The organism is Paenibacillus sp. J31P13, from assembly GCF_056269295.1.
The window spans coordinates 1136620-1155488 of record NZ_JBWDNR010000001.1 but is presented as its reverse complement, the minus strand read 5'-3'; the positions used below and the strand labels follow the sequence as shown (position 1 = coordinate 1155488).

Annotated in this window: 16 protein-coding genes and 1 pseudogene; all 17 read right to left on the bottom strand. The window is 38.7% G+C overall.

Translation table 11 applies throughout. From position 1 onward, the window contains the following. Nucleotides 1-197 precede the first annotated feature (197 nt). The 17 genes and pseudogenes from AC0YOD_RS05270 to AC0YOD_RS05190 all read right to left on the bottom strand — a co-directional run bounded on the left by AC0YOD_RS05270 (nucleotide 198) and on the right by AC0YOD_RS05190 (nucleotide 18851). A complete protein-coding gene (locus AC0YOD_RS05270; protein ID WP_475798170.1) occupies nucleotides 198-932 on the bottom strand; it encodes a DUF6882 domain-containing protein in 735 nt (244 codons plus the stop codon). 153 nt (nucleotides 933-1085) lie between these two features. Continuing rightward, complete coding sequence (locus AC0YOD_RS05265) at nucleotides 1086-1715, bottom strand: class I SAM-dependent methyltransferase (RefSeq protein ID WP_475798169.1); 630 nt, start codon at nucleotides 1713-1715, stop codon at nucleotides 1086-1088. A gap of 246 nt (nucleotides 1716-1961) precedes the next feature. Continuing rightward, nucleotides 1962-2621 carry an HAD family hydrolase gene (locus AC0YOD_RS05260; protein WP_475798168.1) on the bottom strand — a complete coding sequence of 220 codons (660 nt, stop codon included), beginning with the start codon at nucleotides 2619-2621 and terminating at the stop codon, nucleotides 1962-1964. Nucleotides 2622-2809: 188 nt separating this feature from the next. Next, nucleotides 2810-3586: an AraC family ligand binding domain-containing protein gene (locus AC0YOD_RS05255; RefSeq protein ID WP_475798167.1), complete on the bottom strand. Its 777-nt coding sequence runs from the start codon at nucleotides 3584-3586 to the stop codon at nucleotides 2810-2812. A gap of 25 nt (nucleotides 3587-3611) precedes the next feature. Next, a complete protein-coding gene (locus AC0YOD_RS05250) occupies nucleotides 3612-4187 on the bottom strand; it encodes a LysE family translocator (RefSeq protein ID WP_475798166.1) in 576 nt (191 codons plus the stop codon). Nucleotides 4188-4722: 535 nt separating this feature from the next. Then, nucleotides 4723-5682, bottom strand: a complete 960-nt coding sequence (locus AC0YOD_RS05245) for a Gmad2 immunoglobulin-like domain-containing protein (protein ID WP_475798165.1) — start codon at nucleotides 5680-5682, stop codon at nucleotides 4723-4725. Nucleotides 5683-5773: 91 nt separating this feature from the next. Beyond that, on the bottom strand, nucleotides 5774-6325 hold the full coding sequence (locus AC0YOD_RS05240) for a hypothetical protein (protein WP_475798164.1): 552 nt from the start codon (nucleotides 6323-6325) through the stop codon (nucleotides 5774-5776). Between the two features lie 154 nt (nucleotides 6326-6479). Further along, the gene (locus tag AC0YOD_RS05235; RefSeq protein WP_475798374.1) at nucleotides 6480-7436 is read right to left on the bottom strand and encodes an alpha/beta fold hydrolase; all 957 of its coding nucleotides are present in this window, start codon (nucleotides 7434-7436) and stop codon (nucleotides 6480-6482) included. Nucleotides 7437-7678: 242 nt separating this feature from the next. After that, a complete protein-coding gene (locus AC0YOD_RS05230) occupies nucleotides 7679-9049 on the bottom strand; it encodes a sensor histidine kinase (protein ID WP_475798163.1) in 1371 nt (456 codons plus the stop codon). After that, the gene (locus AC0YOD_RS05225) at nucleotides 9046-9720 is read right to left on the bottom strand and encodes a response regulator transcription factor (RefSeq protein ID WP_475798162.1); all 675 of its coding nucleotides are present in this window, start codon (nucleotides 9718-9720) and stop codon (nucleotides 9046-9048) included. The genes AC0YOD_RS05230 and AC0YOD_RS05225 overlap by 4 nt, the downstream gene beginning before the upstream one ends. 216 nt (nucleotides 9721-9936) lie before the next feature. Next, the gene (locus tag AC0YOD_RS05220; protein ID WP_475798161.1) at nucleotides 9937-10821 is read right to left on the bottom strand and encodes a carbohydrate ABC transporter permease; all 885 of its coding nucleotides are present in this window, start codon (nucleotides 10819-10821) and stop codon (nucleotides 9937-9939) included. 18 nt (nucleotides 10822-10839) lie between these two features. Continuing rightward, on the bottom strand, nucleotides 10840-11736 hold the full coding sequence (locus AC0YOD_RS05215; protein ID WP_475798373.1) for a carbohydrate ABC transporter permease: 897 nt from the start codon (nucleotides 11734-11736) through the stop codon (nucleotides 10840-10842). A gap of 85 nt (nucleotides 11737-11821) precedes the next feature. Then, on the bottom strand, nucleotides 11822-13249 hold the full coding sequence (locus AC0YOD_RS05210) for an ABC transporter substrate-binding protein (RefSeq protein WP_475798160.1): 1428 nt from the start codon (nucleotides 13247-13249) through the stop codon (nucleotides 11822-11824). A gap of 120 nt (nucleotides 13250-13369) precedes the next feature. Continuing rightward, entirely contained in the window at nucleotides 13370-14980 is a 1611-nt protein-coding gene (locus AC0YOD_RS05205) for a response regulator (RefSeq protein WP_475798159.1), read from the bottom strand. Continuing rightward, nucleotides 14964-16748 (bottom strand): sensor histidine kinase, encoded by a 1785-nt coding sequence (locus tag AC0YOD_RS05200; RefSeq protein ID WP_475798158.1) that lies wholly within the window; start codon nucleotides 16746-16748, stop codon nucleotides 14964-14966. Before AC0YOD_RS05200 ends, AC0YOD_RS05205 begins: the two co-directional genes overlap by 17 nt. 125 nt (nucleotides 16749-16873) lie before the next feature. Beyond that, nucleotides 16874-16924: pseudogene (locus tag AC0YOD_RS05195) on the bottom strand (hypothetical protein); the annotation flags it as partial. Nucleotides 16925-17828: 904 nt separating this feature from the next. Further along, nucleotides 17829-18851, bottom strand: coding sequence for a serine hydrolase domain-containing protein (locus tag AC0YOD_RS05190; RefSeq protein ID WP_475798157.1), 1023 nt, complete (start codon nucleotides 18849-18851; stop codon nucleotides 17829-17831). Between the last annotated feature and the right edge of the window lie 18 nt (nucleotides 18852-18869).

Below are 18869 nucleotides of genomic sequence, written 5' to 3'. Positions count from 1 at the left end.
GTACTTCGATTCGCCTGTTTTTCGGATAAAGCTTTATCCAGCTAGTAAAAGACAAGAACTTATATGGTTAAAATAAAAAAAGCCGTGCTGGGCACGGATTATTATCTATATATGTTGTTGTCCTCCGACATTTCTTATGTTCATTGAGTAATCAATCGTGGAGCTTTCGTTACCCGTTAGTTCAATGACCAACACTTTTATTTATGAGATGCTTCTAGGTTGGTCATTCGATTCAGCTCATCGAAATGTGCTGTAATCGTAAGTTTAGCAGAAACGCCTTTTAGACTGTCATTCGATTCAAAAACTTTAAAGTTTTTGTCTTTCAGATAAAAGCTTAATGCTTTTTTGTGATTGAGTTCAAATGCCATAATCAGTTGTGGAAATACGGTCAATACAGATTCGGGTTGTTCCATTAGATCTTCTTCTGTTACATCAATAGTGAAAAATGCTGTTCCTGCACCATAGTTGCCTGCATAATAAAACCGGTTTTTAAACATTCCAGAAGCAATACTTGCAATTACATGTCCTTCATTATCGGTCGCAGAGATTGTTTTTTCTGTCAGTTCAGGAATGTTGTTCTTATTACCATAAGCTTTCAATTGAAGTGCTTGTGTCAAACAATCCGAGGAAATCTGTGCCTGAGCGTTTGCCCAAGCCCATAACCAAGTGTTTGATTGATGCGAAACACTACCCAACATTTGAATTGGGAACGTTAAATGCTTACCAAATGTCGCTGTTCCTGCACTCATATCAACATTCCAATCGAGGTTGCCGATTGACTCGGTCATTGATAGTTGTTTCTCAAGAGCAATACCACTGTATCGCTCTAATAATTCTTGTAAAGATAAAAAATTCTCAACATCTTGTAAATCTACTTTACTTGCTACAAGTTCAGAATTTTTCTGTTTCTTTAAAAAATCGAATAATCCCATTCTTCCACCTACTTAATAAATTTAAATAGCACTTCCCATTCATAAATTACATGTTTTAATTCTGAATGTTCTTACAACTATCCTGCTCTTTAGTGTAATATACTTTTTTCTATAAGGCTTTTTTTAAAAATAGTGTTGAAGATATTATTATCTTTATAGTTCTTTCTTGCATTTTACCATTATAAATTTTATTGGAGGTTTATTATTTATGTGCTTACTTGGCTCGTCTATTTCTGAAAACTCTACCAGTCCATATTTTTCAAATTCTTGTTTTATGGAATCAGAATCATAAAAAAACATTTTTACGCCATCCATTATCTCGAAATAGTCTTTAGCCAATTGTTTGCCCTTTCCAAACATTGGGGCTTCTTTTGAAACAGTTGTAAAAATCATATATCCATTTGGCTTTAACTGATTATAGCAATCCTTAATATACTTATCTCTCTCATCATTATTCAATAAGTGAATCAGTGCATAACAAAATATACCGTCGTAGAGTTTGTTATCAAAAGGCATGTCAGTTACTGAACCATGAAAAATATTAAAATCAATCCCATTTTGCCTTGCCAAATCAATCGCTGTTTTTGAAATCTCAATACCTGTTACATTTATTCCATTGTCAACAAAAACCTTAGCATTTCTGCCATATCCAATACCTGGTACCAGTATGTCCTTAACATTCCTTTCAAGGAAGAAGTCCTTTGTCACGATTGCGGAGTCTGTAGGTTCAAATCCCCACATCGTTTGTTTTTCTATAAAACTTGATTCCCAGAATTCCGTCATATCTCTATCTCCTTTATGTCTTATTTGATTGGGATGATATATTGCTTGACGCTAATATGAGCCTAAACTCCAGTAAATTAGGATTCCCCAATTTATTGAATCTATATTACATTCAGGTGACTAATACTTCATTTTATTATTTCAATTATAGAGATTATATTTCATGTCTACAATTATTCTGCCCTCTAGTTAGAAAGGTTATATTCTCCTTACCTATTGAACTAGCGATTCCCGTTAGTTGAACACCTATTTTTTCAACTGTGACACTATTGTTTTTAGCTCAAGTAAGTCATCTATGACTATATCTGCTTGAGAAAGTTCGTCGACTTGTGCAAAATCAAAATTACATCCTATGGCAACTAAACCATTATCTTTGGCTGCATTTATATCGGATAGACGATCCCCTACTACAGCCGCATTGGTAATACCATATTTATTAATAATAGTTTGAACTAAGTCTGATTTATTTAATGATTCCATTTGTTGAATACTAAAGATTTCAGTAACCCATTCATCCAAATGATAATAACTCACAATTGCTTTTAAATATTCTGTTAAACCATTACTTGCTATGTAAATTGAAAAATCATTCTCTTTTAAATAACTAAAAACTTCTTTTACATTAGGATATAAGGCACCTTTCCCACTTCTTATATTCTCAATCAATCTTTCTAGAAAGTATGCATCAGTTTGTTCTCTTACTTCATTAGAATGATAGGGTAACAGAGCTTCCCAAACTTTTGGTAAAGGTATGCCCATAATTTCACGGTATTTATCAATAGGCGTTACTGTATCCCATTCCTTTTTTGACCTTAAAAGATTAAAAGCATCCTCGAGTGATATTTCTAAAATTTTATCTGTTTGAAATAGTGTTCCGTCCATATCAAAGATGAGTGATTGTGGCATAGCTTTCTCTCCCTATATTAAATTACATTATCAACCATACTATAACACGAGTCATAGAAGATAACTCCCCTTTAGCTTAACGAAAATAGGAGCAGTTGCCACAGCAACCTGCTCCTTTAGTTCCGGTAATCGGCTCTCGTGAGAAATCTAAAAAGCTATTAATAAGAAATCAAATTGCATCTTCTTCTTTAGTATATATGCGTCATATATTCAAATGCTGTTGTTCCATATACACTTTTAAAATGTTTATTTAGATGGGTTAAATCCACAAAACCACATTCAGTTACTGCTGAATAAATATCTCTATTCTTTTCGATTAACTGTTTTGCACGTTCTATCTTGCAGTTAAGAAAGTATTGGTATGGTGAAATTCCAGTATGAGCCTTAAATAATCGAATAAACTGGAATTTCGATAAATGAAGCTCATTACAGAGCTCATCAAGTATAAGAACTTTCTCTAAGTTGGAAGTAATCATATCCTTTGCTTTTTTAATTTCCGTGTTACCCTTCTTATTGTCAGTGGAAAGATTAGTTTGAATAAGACTATCCGTGAGGGAAATGAGAAGTTCGCTACACAAAGCCTCATCTTTATCGCTTAATATTGCATGAGAAAGACTTAAAATTCTTTGTTCAAGCTCATAATCATACACAATAGGAGTTGAAAAACGTACAATATCCTTTTTTTCAATAACCTCTAAAAGCAATTGTGGTTCAATATAAAGCATAATATAGTCAAGTCCTGTTTCATCATGTGCCATTCCGTCATGCGCCTGTTCTGGATTAAAAAGCATAACACCATTTGGATGAGATAATTGTAAACTTCCCTCCAAGTTATACTCTTGAATACCACGTATTGTTACACCTATTGCGTACTCCTTGTGAGAGTGCTTTTTATACATAAAATCAGTCATACTTGCTGACAACGCAGTAATACCAGCCGATTTTTTATAGATAAATTTGTTCAATCAATTCACCTCTTAATATGCTTACTTACATCCATATCATGATTGCGGCATAAGCTAAAGATAAGGCCATCATTATATTAACAGTCTTTTTATGCTTCTGTAAAAACGCCTTGAAGATTGTACCGAAAAGAACCCACGTAATAAATGCTAAAAATCCAATAAGAGTTATAGCTATTATACTAATCGTCACCACTGGCAATCCGATATAGTGAGGCATAATGAAACTAGGAAATACAGTCAATGTAAATAGTACAACCTTTGGATTTAAAAACTGCATAAGGAATCCCGACATTAAGGTAGCAGTTTGGTTAACAGTTGGGTTTGATATATCCATTTTGTAAATTTGATAAGCGAGATAGAACATATAACAGCTTCCGATTATCTGCATAACCATTATTATTTTCGGTATCATTGTTATGAGCATAGTATTCAACATAGCTGAAATAACAAGTAATAAACCAAAACCAATAGTTGCTCCATACGTGTATTTCATTGCCTTTTTTGCCCCAAAATTATGCACGGTGGATAATATGACGATATTAGTAGGTCCTGGTGTAAAAGTAGCAATCATACAATAAATTAAAAAAGATGTAATTTCCATGAGAAAACTCCTTTCAAGCTATTCTCATATCCTACATCTAAAAACTAAATGCTATATAGTATATTATTGCAGATATAAAGCTTCTTCCGCTGTGCAATAGCAACCTCTTCTTGGCTAGCTGGACTGCCTACAAGTGATTTATTATCCTCCTTCCCACGATACAGTTAGGCTGCGAGTGCCTATCTTCATAACTCCAATCTCACTCTACCCATAATCTCATTGTTGAGCCAGACCACGCTGTCAATGGGATCGGGACGTTTCGATATGATATCTCACGATCTTCCTATATATCTACCCTACGTTTTAAGGAGAAAGATCTTACTGTTCATGCGGTTATATCTACTAGGTCGAGATGAAACGACTGTCGCCTGTACATTTACGTCATTTTTAATAATAGGTTTGAAATAATCAGCAATCTCGTTTATGAAACTTATTAAAGCTTCGATTGGTCATACCTGTGACGATGAGGATGACTAAAAAAAAGAACCGCAGAGCACTACGGTTCGCGGTTCTTTCTTATTAGGAATCATCAGCTTCAATCTATTTCTCTTACTTTAATATGCTCCTCTTGCACCTTTAACGGAATAGTAAGTGTATGCTGGATGGATCCGTCCTTTGCACTTTTGACGTAAAGCACCATTACCATATGTGGCTGTACGGCATAATCAAATATAACATTGATCAAAAATTCCCCCCACTCTGGGGCTCCTGCATCAGTAAGAGCCACACCCTCTGCTAATATTTGATGGCCGTCCTCCAGACTCCAGCTGAACACACCTTCGAATACACGAGCCTCACCTTCTACGACAAACTCATTACCTAACTCCTCATCAGGTCCTGGCGTATACACGCGAAAAACATCATTTTCCGATTTAATAGTCGGTGTGATCTCTCCCGATTTAGCATTAATACGTACGATGACAGGCTGATCGATATGTTGGAAGTGAACAAGTTCTACGCTCCAAAATTCATTTCCCGCATCCCTCTCGGCTTTTTTCACTGCCCATGGACCAGCCAGTTCAGACTGCGCCTCCAGCGCAATGCGTACTGCATCCGATCTTTTGATCTTCAGTTGCTCTTGGTCATCATCCGTTAAGAGAATCAATTTCGCTGCATGAGCACTCCCAGGAAAAGATTCCAATAAGGGGCCGTCATACCACGCTTCAACTTGAGATCCTACGACAAGCTCCGCTTTTGTTACAGTTGTACCATCACGATTAAGCAGTTCCGATTTTTCGGTTATGCTCAATGAATACGCTTCGATATATGAATCATCTCCTTTATCCATATACGCAGTCACTAAGACGCTATTACCGTTAATGGAGACAATTTCAGCTTTCTCTGAGGCTATTTTCTTTTGGACATCTTCTAGCACAGGCGTTTCCACATCTTCTGGCTCACTCCCGCTGTTTATCTCTGCTTCGCGTGAGCATCCGGCTACTAGAATCAATGTACATAGCATAAAAAGATAAAGTGTCATTTTTCGAATTGTCATGCCTCTCAACTCCTTTCATTTTGTAGACGCTGGGAATACATCAATTGTTTCACTTTAAATTCTTCAAAATTCTGGAAATACAGATTCTAATCTAGTCTATTCTAATCCATGTACTTTCCAATTTCATATCCTCATAATTATGAACATAAATAAGTTTTTCTCCGCCATCAACCAGATATAGTTTACTCGAAAACGCTACAGTCGGAGTCTCTTCATCGTATGAAATTTCATTACTAAATCCACTAATTATGATATATCGGTCTTTTAGGTTTACTTCAGTTATCTCATATGTTGCTTTGGTCAACAGTTGACCATTTGTAACACCGATAAGTACTATCCCGTCATCTAAACTTAAGAACATATCCTGTTCTCTTTCATTTACCCAAGTTCCCACAACATTATTAATAAAACTCTTATCATCCAAAAGCTTCTCTGATAGTTGTCTGTTATCACCAGGTAGGTTTTCGGGTCTTATGACATCCGGCGATACACCTGCGCCCCCGCCAGTTGTAAGGCTCTCTGTTTTGTCACTGCAGGCAGAAATCAAAATAGCAAGCAATAAAATCCCCAGTGAAATAACTTTTTTCATGAGATAATCTCCCATTACGTCAAATAGAAAAAAACCTAAATCTTTATTCTTCATTCCAAAAACATCTAGACGAACATTCAATTGGATTAGTTGCGTTTAACTGGCCCTAACATCTTTAATGTGTATGATTCCTTTATTTATGAATAATTTACGTAATAACAAAAAGACTGATCTTCTTCATGTTGAAGATCAGCCTTTTTCAGTGCACTTATTTTATTTCTTTCATAAATTCCATGAAATTTCCAACAATTTCCTTTGATTTGGTATGGTGTAAATAATGTTCGCCATCCATTGTCATCACCTTGCCATGAATAGAATCCTTTACTTGCTCTTCATGCAGTGGTATCCATCCTTCTACGCCAGTATTATTCGCTTGTATAAAGAAAATAATGGGAAGGCTTTTCGGAAATGCTAAATGTCGAGATCCTTTAAAATTAGAATAAATATTTTCCATTTCATTCAAGGTTGTATTATTATTCATGTTTTTAAGAGAAAGTAATTTCATTTGTTCTATTGTTTTATCATCAAATGATAGTGCAGCATAGGGGTCGGGACTTAGCTTTATTAGCAATCTGGCGAGCCCTGATTTTTTGAGAAGTTTAAACGTTTTTATTGGAAATTCAACATCCATACCGCCTTGTGTAGGAACACTGCTATCGATACCTACAAATGCACTCACTTCATTTTCATATTTGTTCACATAATCTAGCCCGTAAATGCCTGCAATGGAGTGACCCATTAGAATATATCGGTCAATTTTAAGACTCTGTAAAGCTTCATGGATTTCACTTACAATATTCTCTGTATTACGCTCCTTCTCGGTTCCATCACTTAATCCATAACCAAAAGGCTCAATCACGACTACTTTGTAAAATGGTGAAAGCTCATCTACTAGCAGCTTAAAATCAAGTGCTGGTGCTGCTGTACCAAAACCAGGCAGGAGCACCACAGTTTCTTCGCCTTTTCCTTGGATGGTAACATTCATATGTTTCCCATCTACAGGAACTAACTGGCCATAGGTTTCTATTTTTCCTTTCTCCGATTTATTGCTTGCCATATTAACTATAAAAACAATGGCTAGAAAGAGGACTATTACAATAGCTATAACTCCTAATGTTTTAAGTAAAATGCTAAGTATTTTTTTCATTCTCATGCCCCTCTTCATTTTAACTGCCTCTCTTTGTTCCACACGTATCTTCTCCTGTCCTCATCTGTATATTCCGACTGCCTTAACGAGTCGATACTGAAAGCTTATACGACGAACATGTACTCCCTATGACGCCAATATGAACGGAGTATGAACAAGCAAAAAAAATGCTGCGGCGTAACATGCAAGGAAGCTTGCATATCATGCTGCAGCATGGAGAATGTGGATTATATAATCCGAATAAAATAAAATGAATCTGACTATTCTGCTCCTGTTGTGATTGGTAAGGTGACAATGAAGGTGGTTCCTCGCCCAAGCTCGCTTTCCACTCGGATGTCGCCATGATGAAGCGATACGATCTGTTTAACGATGGCAAGTCCCATACCGCTACCTCCATACTTACGACTGTGGGAACGATCGGCCTTAAAAAACCGTTCAAATATACGCTTCTGGTCCTCGATGGAAATACCAATACCCGAATCGGATATTCGGACGATCACGTTCTTGATCTCTTGTTTCATGCTGACGTTAATAACGCCCCCATCCATAGAAAACTTGATACTATTGCCAAGTATGTTCGTCCATACCTGATTCAAAAGGTCATGATCAGCCATTAGTCGTACAGCCATCATATTGAGCTCGAAACGGATGTTGCGAGCCGTCCACTGCGGCTGGATCGCGACGATGACTCGTCTGATCTGTTCATCAAGGCTCAATGTGACCAATCTCAGTTGCTGCGACTGCGATTCAAGTAAACTAAGCTTTAGCAGGCTGTCGCTCATCTTGGACATCCGACCTGCCTCGGCAATGATAATATCGAGATATCGGATTCGCTCGTTTTCTGCGGTATCTATTTGCTTGAGCGCTTGAGCATAACCGGATATCGAGGTGAGCGGCGATTGAACTTCGTGAGACACGTTGGATACAAAATCCCTTCGCATCTGCTCAAGTTGCTGCAGGTCGTGCATCATTTCTTCGAAGCTGCGAGCCAAAGTACCTAACTCCCCCCTTTGCGTTATATTCAGCTTAACGTTGAAATCTCCATCTGCTATAAGCTTAGTCGCTTTTGTCAGCTTCTTAATCGGTCTGATTAGAAACATTGCAGCAACTAAAATCACTAGGCTTCCTACTACCAACGAATAAGTTGAAAAGTTTAAAATCCACTTTATGATAAAAGAGGTGGAAGGGGGAGCGATCGGTTCAATAAACATCGCTTTCGTTCCCATTTCAGTTGTTATCAAGGGCAATCCTAAGAGAATAGTAGAAACACCACTCGGATTGACTTGAACAACTTGTCCATTGAGTACTTTATTTACTTGTTCCATAGTCACAGTGGCAGGATTGTGTCCGTTAAGCGCTCCATAAGACTGGAATTCACCCGTTTCTTCATATATACGGAGATGATAGGATTTAAGCTGATTCATACCACTTACGAACGTATCCGCTTCACTTAACGGAAATGTCTCGTAAATGAGGGCGATATCCTGACCAAAGTGAAGTAAAGGGATTTGCAAGTTTTCATTCAATTTATCTTTAAATACCCAAGTAGCCACAAAAAATGAAATGATCGTGCCCCCGATTACGGAGACTAGAAATATCAGGACCACACGCGTATATAAGGATCTGATCATTCGTAAACCTCTAGACGGTAGCCAAGCCCACGTACAGTCTCGATACGAAAATCGGGTGTAGTCGCGAACCTTTCACGCAGCCGTTTAATATGTACGTCTATTGTTCGATCATCTCCAGCGTAATCGATACCCCAGATTTGATCAATCAATTGCTCGCGCGTATAGACTTGTCCGGGTGTTCCTGCGAGCTTATACAGCAATTCGAACTCCTTGAGCGGCAACGTGAGCGACTCCGTCCCTCTCATCACCTTATAGGTCTGTCGATCAAGGATGACATTTCCGAACTGGATTGTCTTCGTGGAACCGATCCTATAACGTTTTAGCAATGCTCTTACACGAGCAGTCAACTCCAACGGATCGAATGGTTTCGTCAAATAATCGTCCGTACCAAGTTCAAACCCTTTCACTTTCTCCCATGTTTCGCCTCTCGCAGTCAGCATAAGTAAAGGAAGATCAGGATCGGCTCTTCGGAGCTCCTTGCATAACGTCCATCCATCCATAATCGGCATCATAATATCGAGCACGACAAGATCGACATGCGTTGACGTGTAGACGGTCAGTGCTTCCTTTCCGTCAGCAGCTTCGACGGTAGTGAATCCGTCATTGCGTAGAAATAAACAGACAAGTTCACGAATGTTCTCATCGTCGTCAGCAACCAGTATAGTAGGCATCCGTTCCCTCTTTCCTTATTACCCTGTTTTCTATCCCCTATTGAAGTAACCATTATACTATAAGTAAAATGGAAATACCCCTGATCTTTATAGAACACAGTCTTACGATTCAAAATACCCACATACGCATATAGATAAAGCTCGACCGCATTTAAGCAGTCGAGCTCCCTCATTTTTCATAAATATCTGTCATCCGATCCATTGATTTAAAGACATCTAGCCTTTGACAGAACCGCCTGTCACCTGCATAAATGATTTATTTGCAAAAACATATACGATTAATATCGGCAAAATCGATAAGCAGGCTCCCGCCATAATCAGATGGGTTTGCGTGGCTGCAGTCGTACCATATCTTAAATCCGCTAAACCAACCGTCAAGGTTTGTAATTTAGGGTTTGTCATCGTAAAAACAAGTGGCAGGATATATTCATTCCAAGCATTCCGGAAGGCAAATAATGCTGCGACGCCTAAACCCGGCTTCAATAATGGAAGAATAATTTTCCAATAAACCGAAAAGAAATTACATCCATCAATGTATGCCGCTTCATCCAAATCCCGAGGAATTCCTTTGAAGAAACCGATTAGAATAAAAAAGGTAGTGGCATGGGCACTGATTAGAATAAAGATAACCCCCCACAACGAGGAATTCAAATGTAATTTCACCATAAGTTCAAATTGCGGTCGGATAACAACGGCACCAATCGATATAAACATCGTCGCGGCTTGAAGACTAACATATAAGCTCTTTCCGAAAAAACTTCTGCGATCCACCGCATAGGCGGCCATCGAAGCCAAAAGCAGCGTCCCAATCGTCGTAAACGTACTAATAAATAAACTATTCCAAGTAAACTTAGCAAAGTCAGCTTGTTTCCAAGCATCCAAGTAGTTCGAGAAATGCCATACGCTAGGAAGAATGGTTGCGCCTGCTGTCAGCTCTGCATTCGTTTTGAAAGACCCAAATAACGTAACGAGCACAGGAAACACAGTAAATACGGCAATAAGACCTAGAAATATCCAAAGGATTAACACAGAAAATAAACGTTTCGCTCTCCTGCCAACTTTAGTGATCGGAGCGGTATTAGTTGCTGGTGCTGTGTTCATTACAGCAATCCCCCTAGGCTAGAAAGTACGGTTTAAACGTTTTGATAACCAGAAATAACCTAATGTAATGACTCCAACGATTACGGCAGACATAAAGCCAACAGCGCTACCGTAACCAATCTGTTGAATCATAGTTGAACTAGAAGAGATTGGGAAGAACATTCGATATACATATAGATACATAACCTCTGTTCGTCCAATCGGACCGCCTTCTGTTAATACCATGATACTTTCGTAACCCTTTAACGAAATCGTAATCGCTAGCATAATAATCATTTGAAGCACAGGCCCCAGCATTGGAATGGTAATGTAGAAGAACTTCTGAGAAGCATTCGCTCCGTCTAGTGAAGCGCTCTCATAAACATCATCCGGAATGTTTTGCAGACCAGCGAGGAAGAGAAGCATATAGTTTCCTATAGCACCCCAGATGGCAACGATGATAGATGTTACCATGGCTAGATCGGGTCCAAGCCAATCAATGCTTTTGGAGATGATATGATATTTCAATAAAAACTGGTTTAATATTCCGTTGTAAGAATTAAATATGTTAAAAAAGACGATGGAGATTACAGCGGTACTCAGCACAGTTGGCATAAAATAAATCGCTCTTAAAAAATTTTTCCCTTTAAGTCCTTTATTTAATATTACCGCTAAAATTAATGATAAAGGAATCGTGATGATGATTTTCCCCATCGCATAGACCGCGGTATTAACTACCGAGTTCCAATAGGCTTCATCTCTCATCAAGCTCGCAAAGTTACCAAAGCCGATAAACACTTCTTCTCCATATCCTGGATAATCATAAAACATATATCTAATCGCCCATACAATCGGATAAATACCTAACACTACGGTAAATATTAGACTGGGTAAAATAAATGAGTAAGATTCTCCTAATTTGCGCAGACTGGTCATGTTCAATTTCATCTCCTTAAATATCAAGGATAGGGCATACAAGATGCTCCTATCCTTTTTTGGCATGATCCATGCAATAGAAGTATTATTTGACTAGCATTCCTTGCAGGCTTTTCGCATTAAAGTCCGGCATTGCTTCAGTTGTTACATCACCAGAAGCTCTAGCTTTATCTAGAGCAGTATTGTATCGCGTATTTACGTCCGTAATCATCTTATCCAGATCTCCGCCGCTAATCGCATATTTAATAAATAGGTTTGGAAAATCCGTTCCTTCTACAGTCACTTTCGGCGAAATAGGCCACAAGCCATCATATTGTGTAGGGAGGAATCCCGCAATACCAGGCATTTCCGGAGTATTGGACTGAGCTATAATGTCTGGAAGAAGAGATAAGCCATAGCCATCTTCATAGTATGTTCTTAACACTTCATCACTGTACATATACTCCAAGAATGTCCAAGCCTCTTTTTTATTTTTAGTCTGACTGCTGATGGAAAGCCATGGACCTGTTTTCCAGTATCCTGCTACTCCTGCAATGTCGCCGCTAATCGTTGGAGGCAAAGCAGCTGACCAGTTTACTTTTGTTGGAAACTGCGTTTGATATACATTGGGCTCAGCAGAAATCGATAGATACATACCGATCTTTCCTTCAGCAAATTGAGCGCGCAGCGGATCAATGTCCAGCGCCTCTACGCCCGGCAGCATACTTCCGTCATCCTTCATTTGTTTAAAAACTTTCATGATATCTGCAAATCCAGAAAAATCATATTTGCCTGTTTTAAAATCATAACCATAACCGCCGATTCCACTTAACTCAGCGATCGATCTTGGAGCCTTTTCAAAAGAGTTGTCTGCTCCTTTAAAGTTAATTGCAAAGCCATAGGCACCAATATCTTTGCCTGCTTCAGTAAGCTTTTTCGCAACCTCAACCATTTCATTCAATGTTTTAGGAGCGCTTGTAATACCGGCTTTGTCAAAAAGATCCACGTTGTAAATTAGTCGGCTTGAATATCCATAATTGGGAAGGGAAAAAATTTGGTCATTCAACATGTTTGATTTGTCAATAAGTGCTCCTTGGAATTTAGTCTTCATTTCTTCATTCATATAGCCATCCAGAGGTTCCAGATACCCCTTCTTAACGAAAGGAATAAAGTTGCTTGGAGTCGTTCTGATAATGTCCGGAGCTTGCTTACTTGCGAATGCAATATCAACGGACTGGTTATAGTTCTCAGACAGTCCTTTCAGCTCTACCTCAATATTCTCTGTATTGGTTTCGTTAAACCTTTCGACAACTTCTTGAATATAGGTCAAATCATGCCGATCCTCTGTCCAATAGTTAAGCTTAACCTTCGGTGCATCTTTTGTACCCTCCACAGCAGCTTCGGTAGTTGTCTTTGGTGCTGGCTCATTTGTCCCCTTAGTCGAGTTCGTAGAATTTCCGTTACCAGAGGAGCATGCGCTCAAACTAAGAGCAAGGAGTGCAGCTACAGTAACCATTCGCGTTTTATTTAACATGAACTTTTCAACCCCTTCGGTTTTTTATTACTGGTGATATCCATTATTATAATTAACCGAAGTCGAAGGCATAATGGGGCAAAACTATTCTCAAGGGGGATTTTCCGACGATCTTTACTCCTATTTGTAATAGGCCTGTTTGAACTCTGAAGGTGTCATTCCTGTATTTTTCTTAAATATTTCGCTGAAATAGCGACGATCCTCATAACCAATATCAATTGCAACCTGCTGAACCTGATGGCCTTTCATTAGCAAAAATTTGGCCTGATTAATTCGTTCATTCGTTACAAATTGAAGAAAGGTTTGGCCTGTAACCTTCTTGAATAAATTGCTAAAATAGCTGCTGCTCAGATGCACCAGCTTGGCGCAATCATTCACGGATAAATCCAAATGAAGATGCCCCCTCATGTATTCAATAGCTTTATGTATAATGCGCTCAGCCTCTGTTGTTCTATGTTTATCTTGTAATACGCAGCCATTAATACATAGCTGCTCAAGAGATTTTTGCAATTCCAGCAACGACATTCGATCTGTATTTTTATGCGATTCAATGTCCGCTTTTAACCCCTGCAAATCTTCCGTATGCAGTTTTTCCTCTAATACTCTCAGAACCATATAAACCAATTCATCATACATCGTAATCAGATATTGCGGATGTGGCAATGGCTGTATTTTGGCGCAATTCTCATAAATCTGCTGCAATACACCAAGCGCCAGCTCCTGATTTCCTGAACGCACAGCAAAGAGAAGCTCCTTCTCCTGGTCTAAGGAATACGTACGTAAATGCTGACTCATCTGACCAAAATCGCCAAAATGAAACACCCCATTGCCGCCCGTATAAAAGTTATAGGACAATGCGCTTATTGCCTGTTGATATCCGAGATGGATTTCTGAAATGAGGTTTATGCTTAAGCTCACCCCGATCGAGACGGTATGACGCGAATATAGCGCACAATGATTACAACAAATCTCGGCTAATGATCCAGGCTCTATCTTCTCTGTAGAATTATAAATGACGACAAGGCGATTCATACTTTCTCTAAATACGACCCCTTGTGTATAGGCGCTAATCGTCTCCTCCAAAATATTTTGTAAAGCATAACGAGTTAGCTCTACTTCACCGATGGGCAACGTTTGAATGGTTTTCGAAAATCGATCGATCTCGACGACCATTACAACAAAGCCCTCTCTCTTTAAATCAATTTCAAGGAACTCCCATTTATCCCTCGCACTTTCCTCGCTTGATGAATAACGGATGAGCAGGTTAAAGTATTCCTGCCTTAAGAGCGGCTTGCTCTCTCTTACTCTAGCTTCCATCTCATAAATTCTTTTATGTTTGCTCCGCTCAAGCTCAATTTCTTGAGTTGCCTTCAGGACAACCTCTATAATATCCTCCATTGAAAAAGGTTTAGCTACAAAATCAAAAGCTCCGTAACGAATCGCCTGCTGAGCATAGCTAAACTCCGTATAGCCGCTTAGCAGTATGACTTTGCATGCGGGAGACTTTTCTATAATTCTACGCGTTAATTCAAGACCATCCATGACCGGCATCCGAATATCCGTCAATATAATATCCGGATTCAGCTCCAAAGCGATTTTGAGCCCTTCCTCACCGTCTAAGGCAGTACCAATGATCTCAATTCCATACTCAGCCCAAGGGATTCCAAGAGATATCCCGTCTATTACACTTATGATATCGTCCAACACACACATGCTAAATCGCTTCTCCATATCCATCTCTTCCCTTCATTTTGATGATTAATGTAATAGAAGTTTTCTGATCTGGAACACTATCGAAGATCATCTCTGAATCCCCGCCATAATAAAGCTGAAGCCGGTGATAAATATTACGCAGCGCATACCCCGTCTTATGAGTAGGCACTTGTAAGCTTTGCTTAATCTCATCCACATTCATGCCACCCCCATTATCCTCTACAGTAATAACGAGAAGCTCCTCTGTTTTTCTAATCCATACATCAATAATGCCGCCTGATTTACGGTTTTTAAACCCATGTAAAATAGAGTTTTCAACCAATGGCTGAAGAATAACTTTGAGGATTGTAATGTCAACGAGATAATCTTTTTCTATGTCTACCACCACATTATAGTCAAATAGTTGCGTATAGCATTTTTTTTGAATAAATAAATATTGTGTCACATGTTCAATTTCTTTCTCTAATGTCGTGTAATCAAATCCATTATTTAAACCAAGTTGGAACATCCGCGATAAGGATAGAACCATTTCCTTAACATCATCGGGTTGATTCAATTGCGCTTTCCAATAAATCGTATTTAGCGTGTTATACAAAAAATGTGGATCGATTTGCGCTTGTAATGCTTTAATTTCCGCCTTACGTTTCTTAATTTCAATTTCTCCCGTTTCCTTAATGGATAAAGCTAATTCCTCCAGCATACTATTGAATTTTCTCCCCACCTGAGAGACCTCATCCCGATATTCGCTTTCAAAGCGAACGCTTAAATCATTCGTGTGTTCAACTTTCACCATTAAGTTTCGCAGCTTAAGTAATGGCTTCAACAGAACAGCTGTGAGAATATTAGAATAAATCATGGAAAGCAATAGACATCCAATCATAATTAAAAACGAAACCCATTTGATCATACGGATTTGCTTCAAAAGATCTGATTTCGATTGAACACTAAGCAGGATCCAGTCCTCAGCTAAAGTTAGGCTTGAATAATTAACCAAATAGGAGTGTTTTGTTCCTTTATAGTCAAAACTACCTTTCGTATCCCGATTGATATTTTCAACAAAGCTACTCTCATTAAAAAAATTCGAAAACCGGGATTCCGAAAAAAATATCAGCTCCCCCTTACTCGAGACCAAATGAAACTGTTGGTCTGTTTCTTCTACATTTTTCAGAAGCAAATCAATCAACGCTTGTTCTTTAATATTCACGATAATGTATATCCCACTATTCTGATTTTCAGTAAGCGGTTGCATAACTAACGTAATAACCTTTTCTTTTCTCCGAAAAAAAGTATCCTCATGTCCTTCTATCCAAATGGCATGCTGATATTCCGAAATGAGACTGTACATATCGGTATCGAAAAAAGAGTTCTCTTTCAACCGCACATAATTGGTCGGATAAAATTCACCTATAGACGTTGTAATAAGAATAGACTGAACTGCAGGCTCTAATGCTTGTATTTGTGAAAATGGGGTTTGAATGGACGATAATAGCTGATAATAGTTTTGTTTATCGCCTGCGGATGCATTTTTAATGATGTCTTTGAAAGATTCACTGATGGTCAGCGTCATAACCGATACGATAATTTGCCTTAGCTTCTCATCAAATACCTGAGCAGATTTATTCAAGCTATTCTGGCTTAATTCGGAGGCATTCCTCTTCAGTACGCTGGCTGCAATAAAATAAGTCATCGTCCCCGTCGTGCTAATCGCTAAAGTGATCAAGATGACAAATGAAAGCCAAATCCTCTTCTTATACGATAGCTGATACAACCATTGCTTATAGTTCAAACGTCTCTCTCCCCTTATTTCAGCTCTAACTTATCTATCGAAATCCATCCTATCGTATCAAATTACGATAAATCAGTATATAAAATACGTCCCGAGCTAAATCAGCATCGAGACGTATTCCAAACCTATTCGACTAAATGTGCGACAATTGAGAGATCAACAATATCAATTTTTCCATCCGCATTGACATCAGCTGCCTTGAAATTAGCCCAATCGACACTTTGGTCTGTCTTACCGAATGCTGCAGCAACGAACGATGCCTAGATCACCAATGGACACTTTATCGTCTCCGTTTTGATTCCCATCTATGAAACCAATATATTTCGTTCTTTATTAAGCGCATACATAAATATTAAGGTAACGGTATGATTCAGGTGGACATCTCAGCAAATCACCTCCATCTAATTGCTTAGTCATGCGGTGGCTTTGTCTTATTCCCCTGGTTGCTATGCCTTTTCTGTCTTGCGGATTCATAGTGCCATTCCTTTATCCCATAGATAAGCCATCGCTAAGTATGAGATAAGGTTAATCATAATAGAACTGTTTCTGAAACATAACGGGACAAAACTATTGTGAAGGGGGGGATTCCTACGCATTAGCATTCATAGTGTTAATTTTTCTGGAGAATAGAAAAACGAGCTCCCTGGGGAAGCCCGTCTATGCTGGTATATTAATGTTTTTGACATGGAGATTACAGTTTGACATTGTCTGATTGATTCTTATAACATTCTATCTAGTCATTGGATTCGATGCGCTGCTCCTATTCTATGAACGTAATCACGCTTTTTAAAACCCGGTTTTCGGAATCTCCTTTGGTGGATTTGAGAAGGGTGTTTGCCGCTCCTTATCGCATACATATTTTCATGCGCTTTTGTGAGTTCATGAACAAAAGGCATATACGGCTGCTGACAAACATCAATTACACCTATTTGATAGTTTTCACCATCGAATCGACCTAGTACGAGTTGGTCATTATGCCTGAGAATAAACATCCATAGCCAAATATTCATTCATTTGGAAAAAAAGATGCCTCCGAATAGATCGGAGACACCTTTTTCTCTCATATTGGTTGTAATATAGTTAGTCTATTATGGCTGGAATGATACCTTCCTTAATTAGTGTCCATCTATCTCGTGGATTAAGGATGAATGCTGAAGCAATAGCTACGACAAGGGCTTTTTCTGGGATGCAACAAATAATATTGCCGCCATCACCTAGTGCTGAGTATACAGAAAACCCATCCTCTTCATGTAGCCACCATAGATATCCATAATGATTAGGATTCATCTGTGTTGAATCGTCAATCCAAGTCTTGGAGAGTATCTGATTATCATCCCATACGCCATGGTTCAGATAAAGTAAACCAAAACGTGCCATATCACGGGGAGACAGTGTAAGTCCCCCTCCTCCTGTGGAGTTACGATTCGGGTCATGAACCCACCCTTTCACATTTTTGCCGAATAGATCATCAAAACCAAATGATTTCATTTCAAAATCAGGGATTACTTTCATACCGATGGGTTTAAACAAACGTTCATTAGCAAACTCACGGGCGCTTTTTCCTGTGCAGCGAGTGATGATGGCTGAAAGCAGATGCGCTCCTGCAGTAGCATACTTGAACGTACCGATTGCTCCCTCTTCACCCATCATATCCAGCGAATAATTTACCCAGTCAGATTCCATACACATCTTGTCCAGAGGTTCTTTCCAGTCCTCAAATGAATAGGGAGCCGTCATAGTGAGAAGATGGCGTATCGTAATTTCTCGTTTCTGCTCATTAACAGCATCAGGAATATATTCGGGGAAAAAATCCAACACATTCTGCTCTACATCTTTAATATAATTTGCATCTATGGCAATACCAATGAGAGCAGATAATATACTTTTCGTTACAGATGCCACATGGTAGGTATCATCAATCCCATAGCTATTATAATATCTTTCATACGCGATATATCCATTTCTCACTACTACGATACCGTTTATATTGCTGTACTCGGATGTTATGATTGATTCAAGCATAGAAAGTTTATCTGTGTCTATTCTCAAGGTTGTCGGGTCTACGGCTTGCCATTCTGTAGTTGGCCAATCGTTTCTATGCAATATAGAAACCTCCCCATT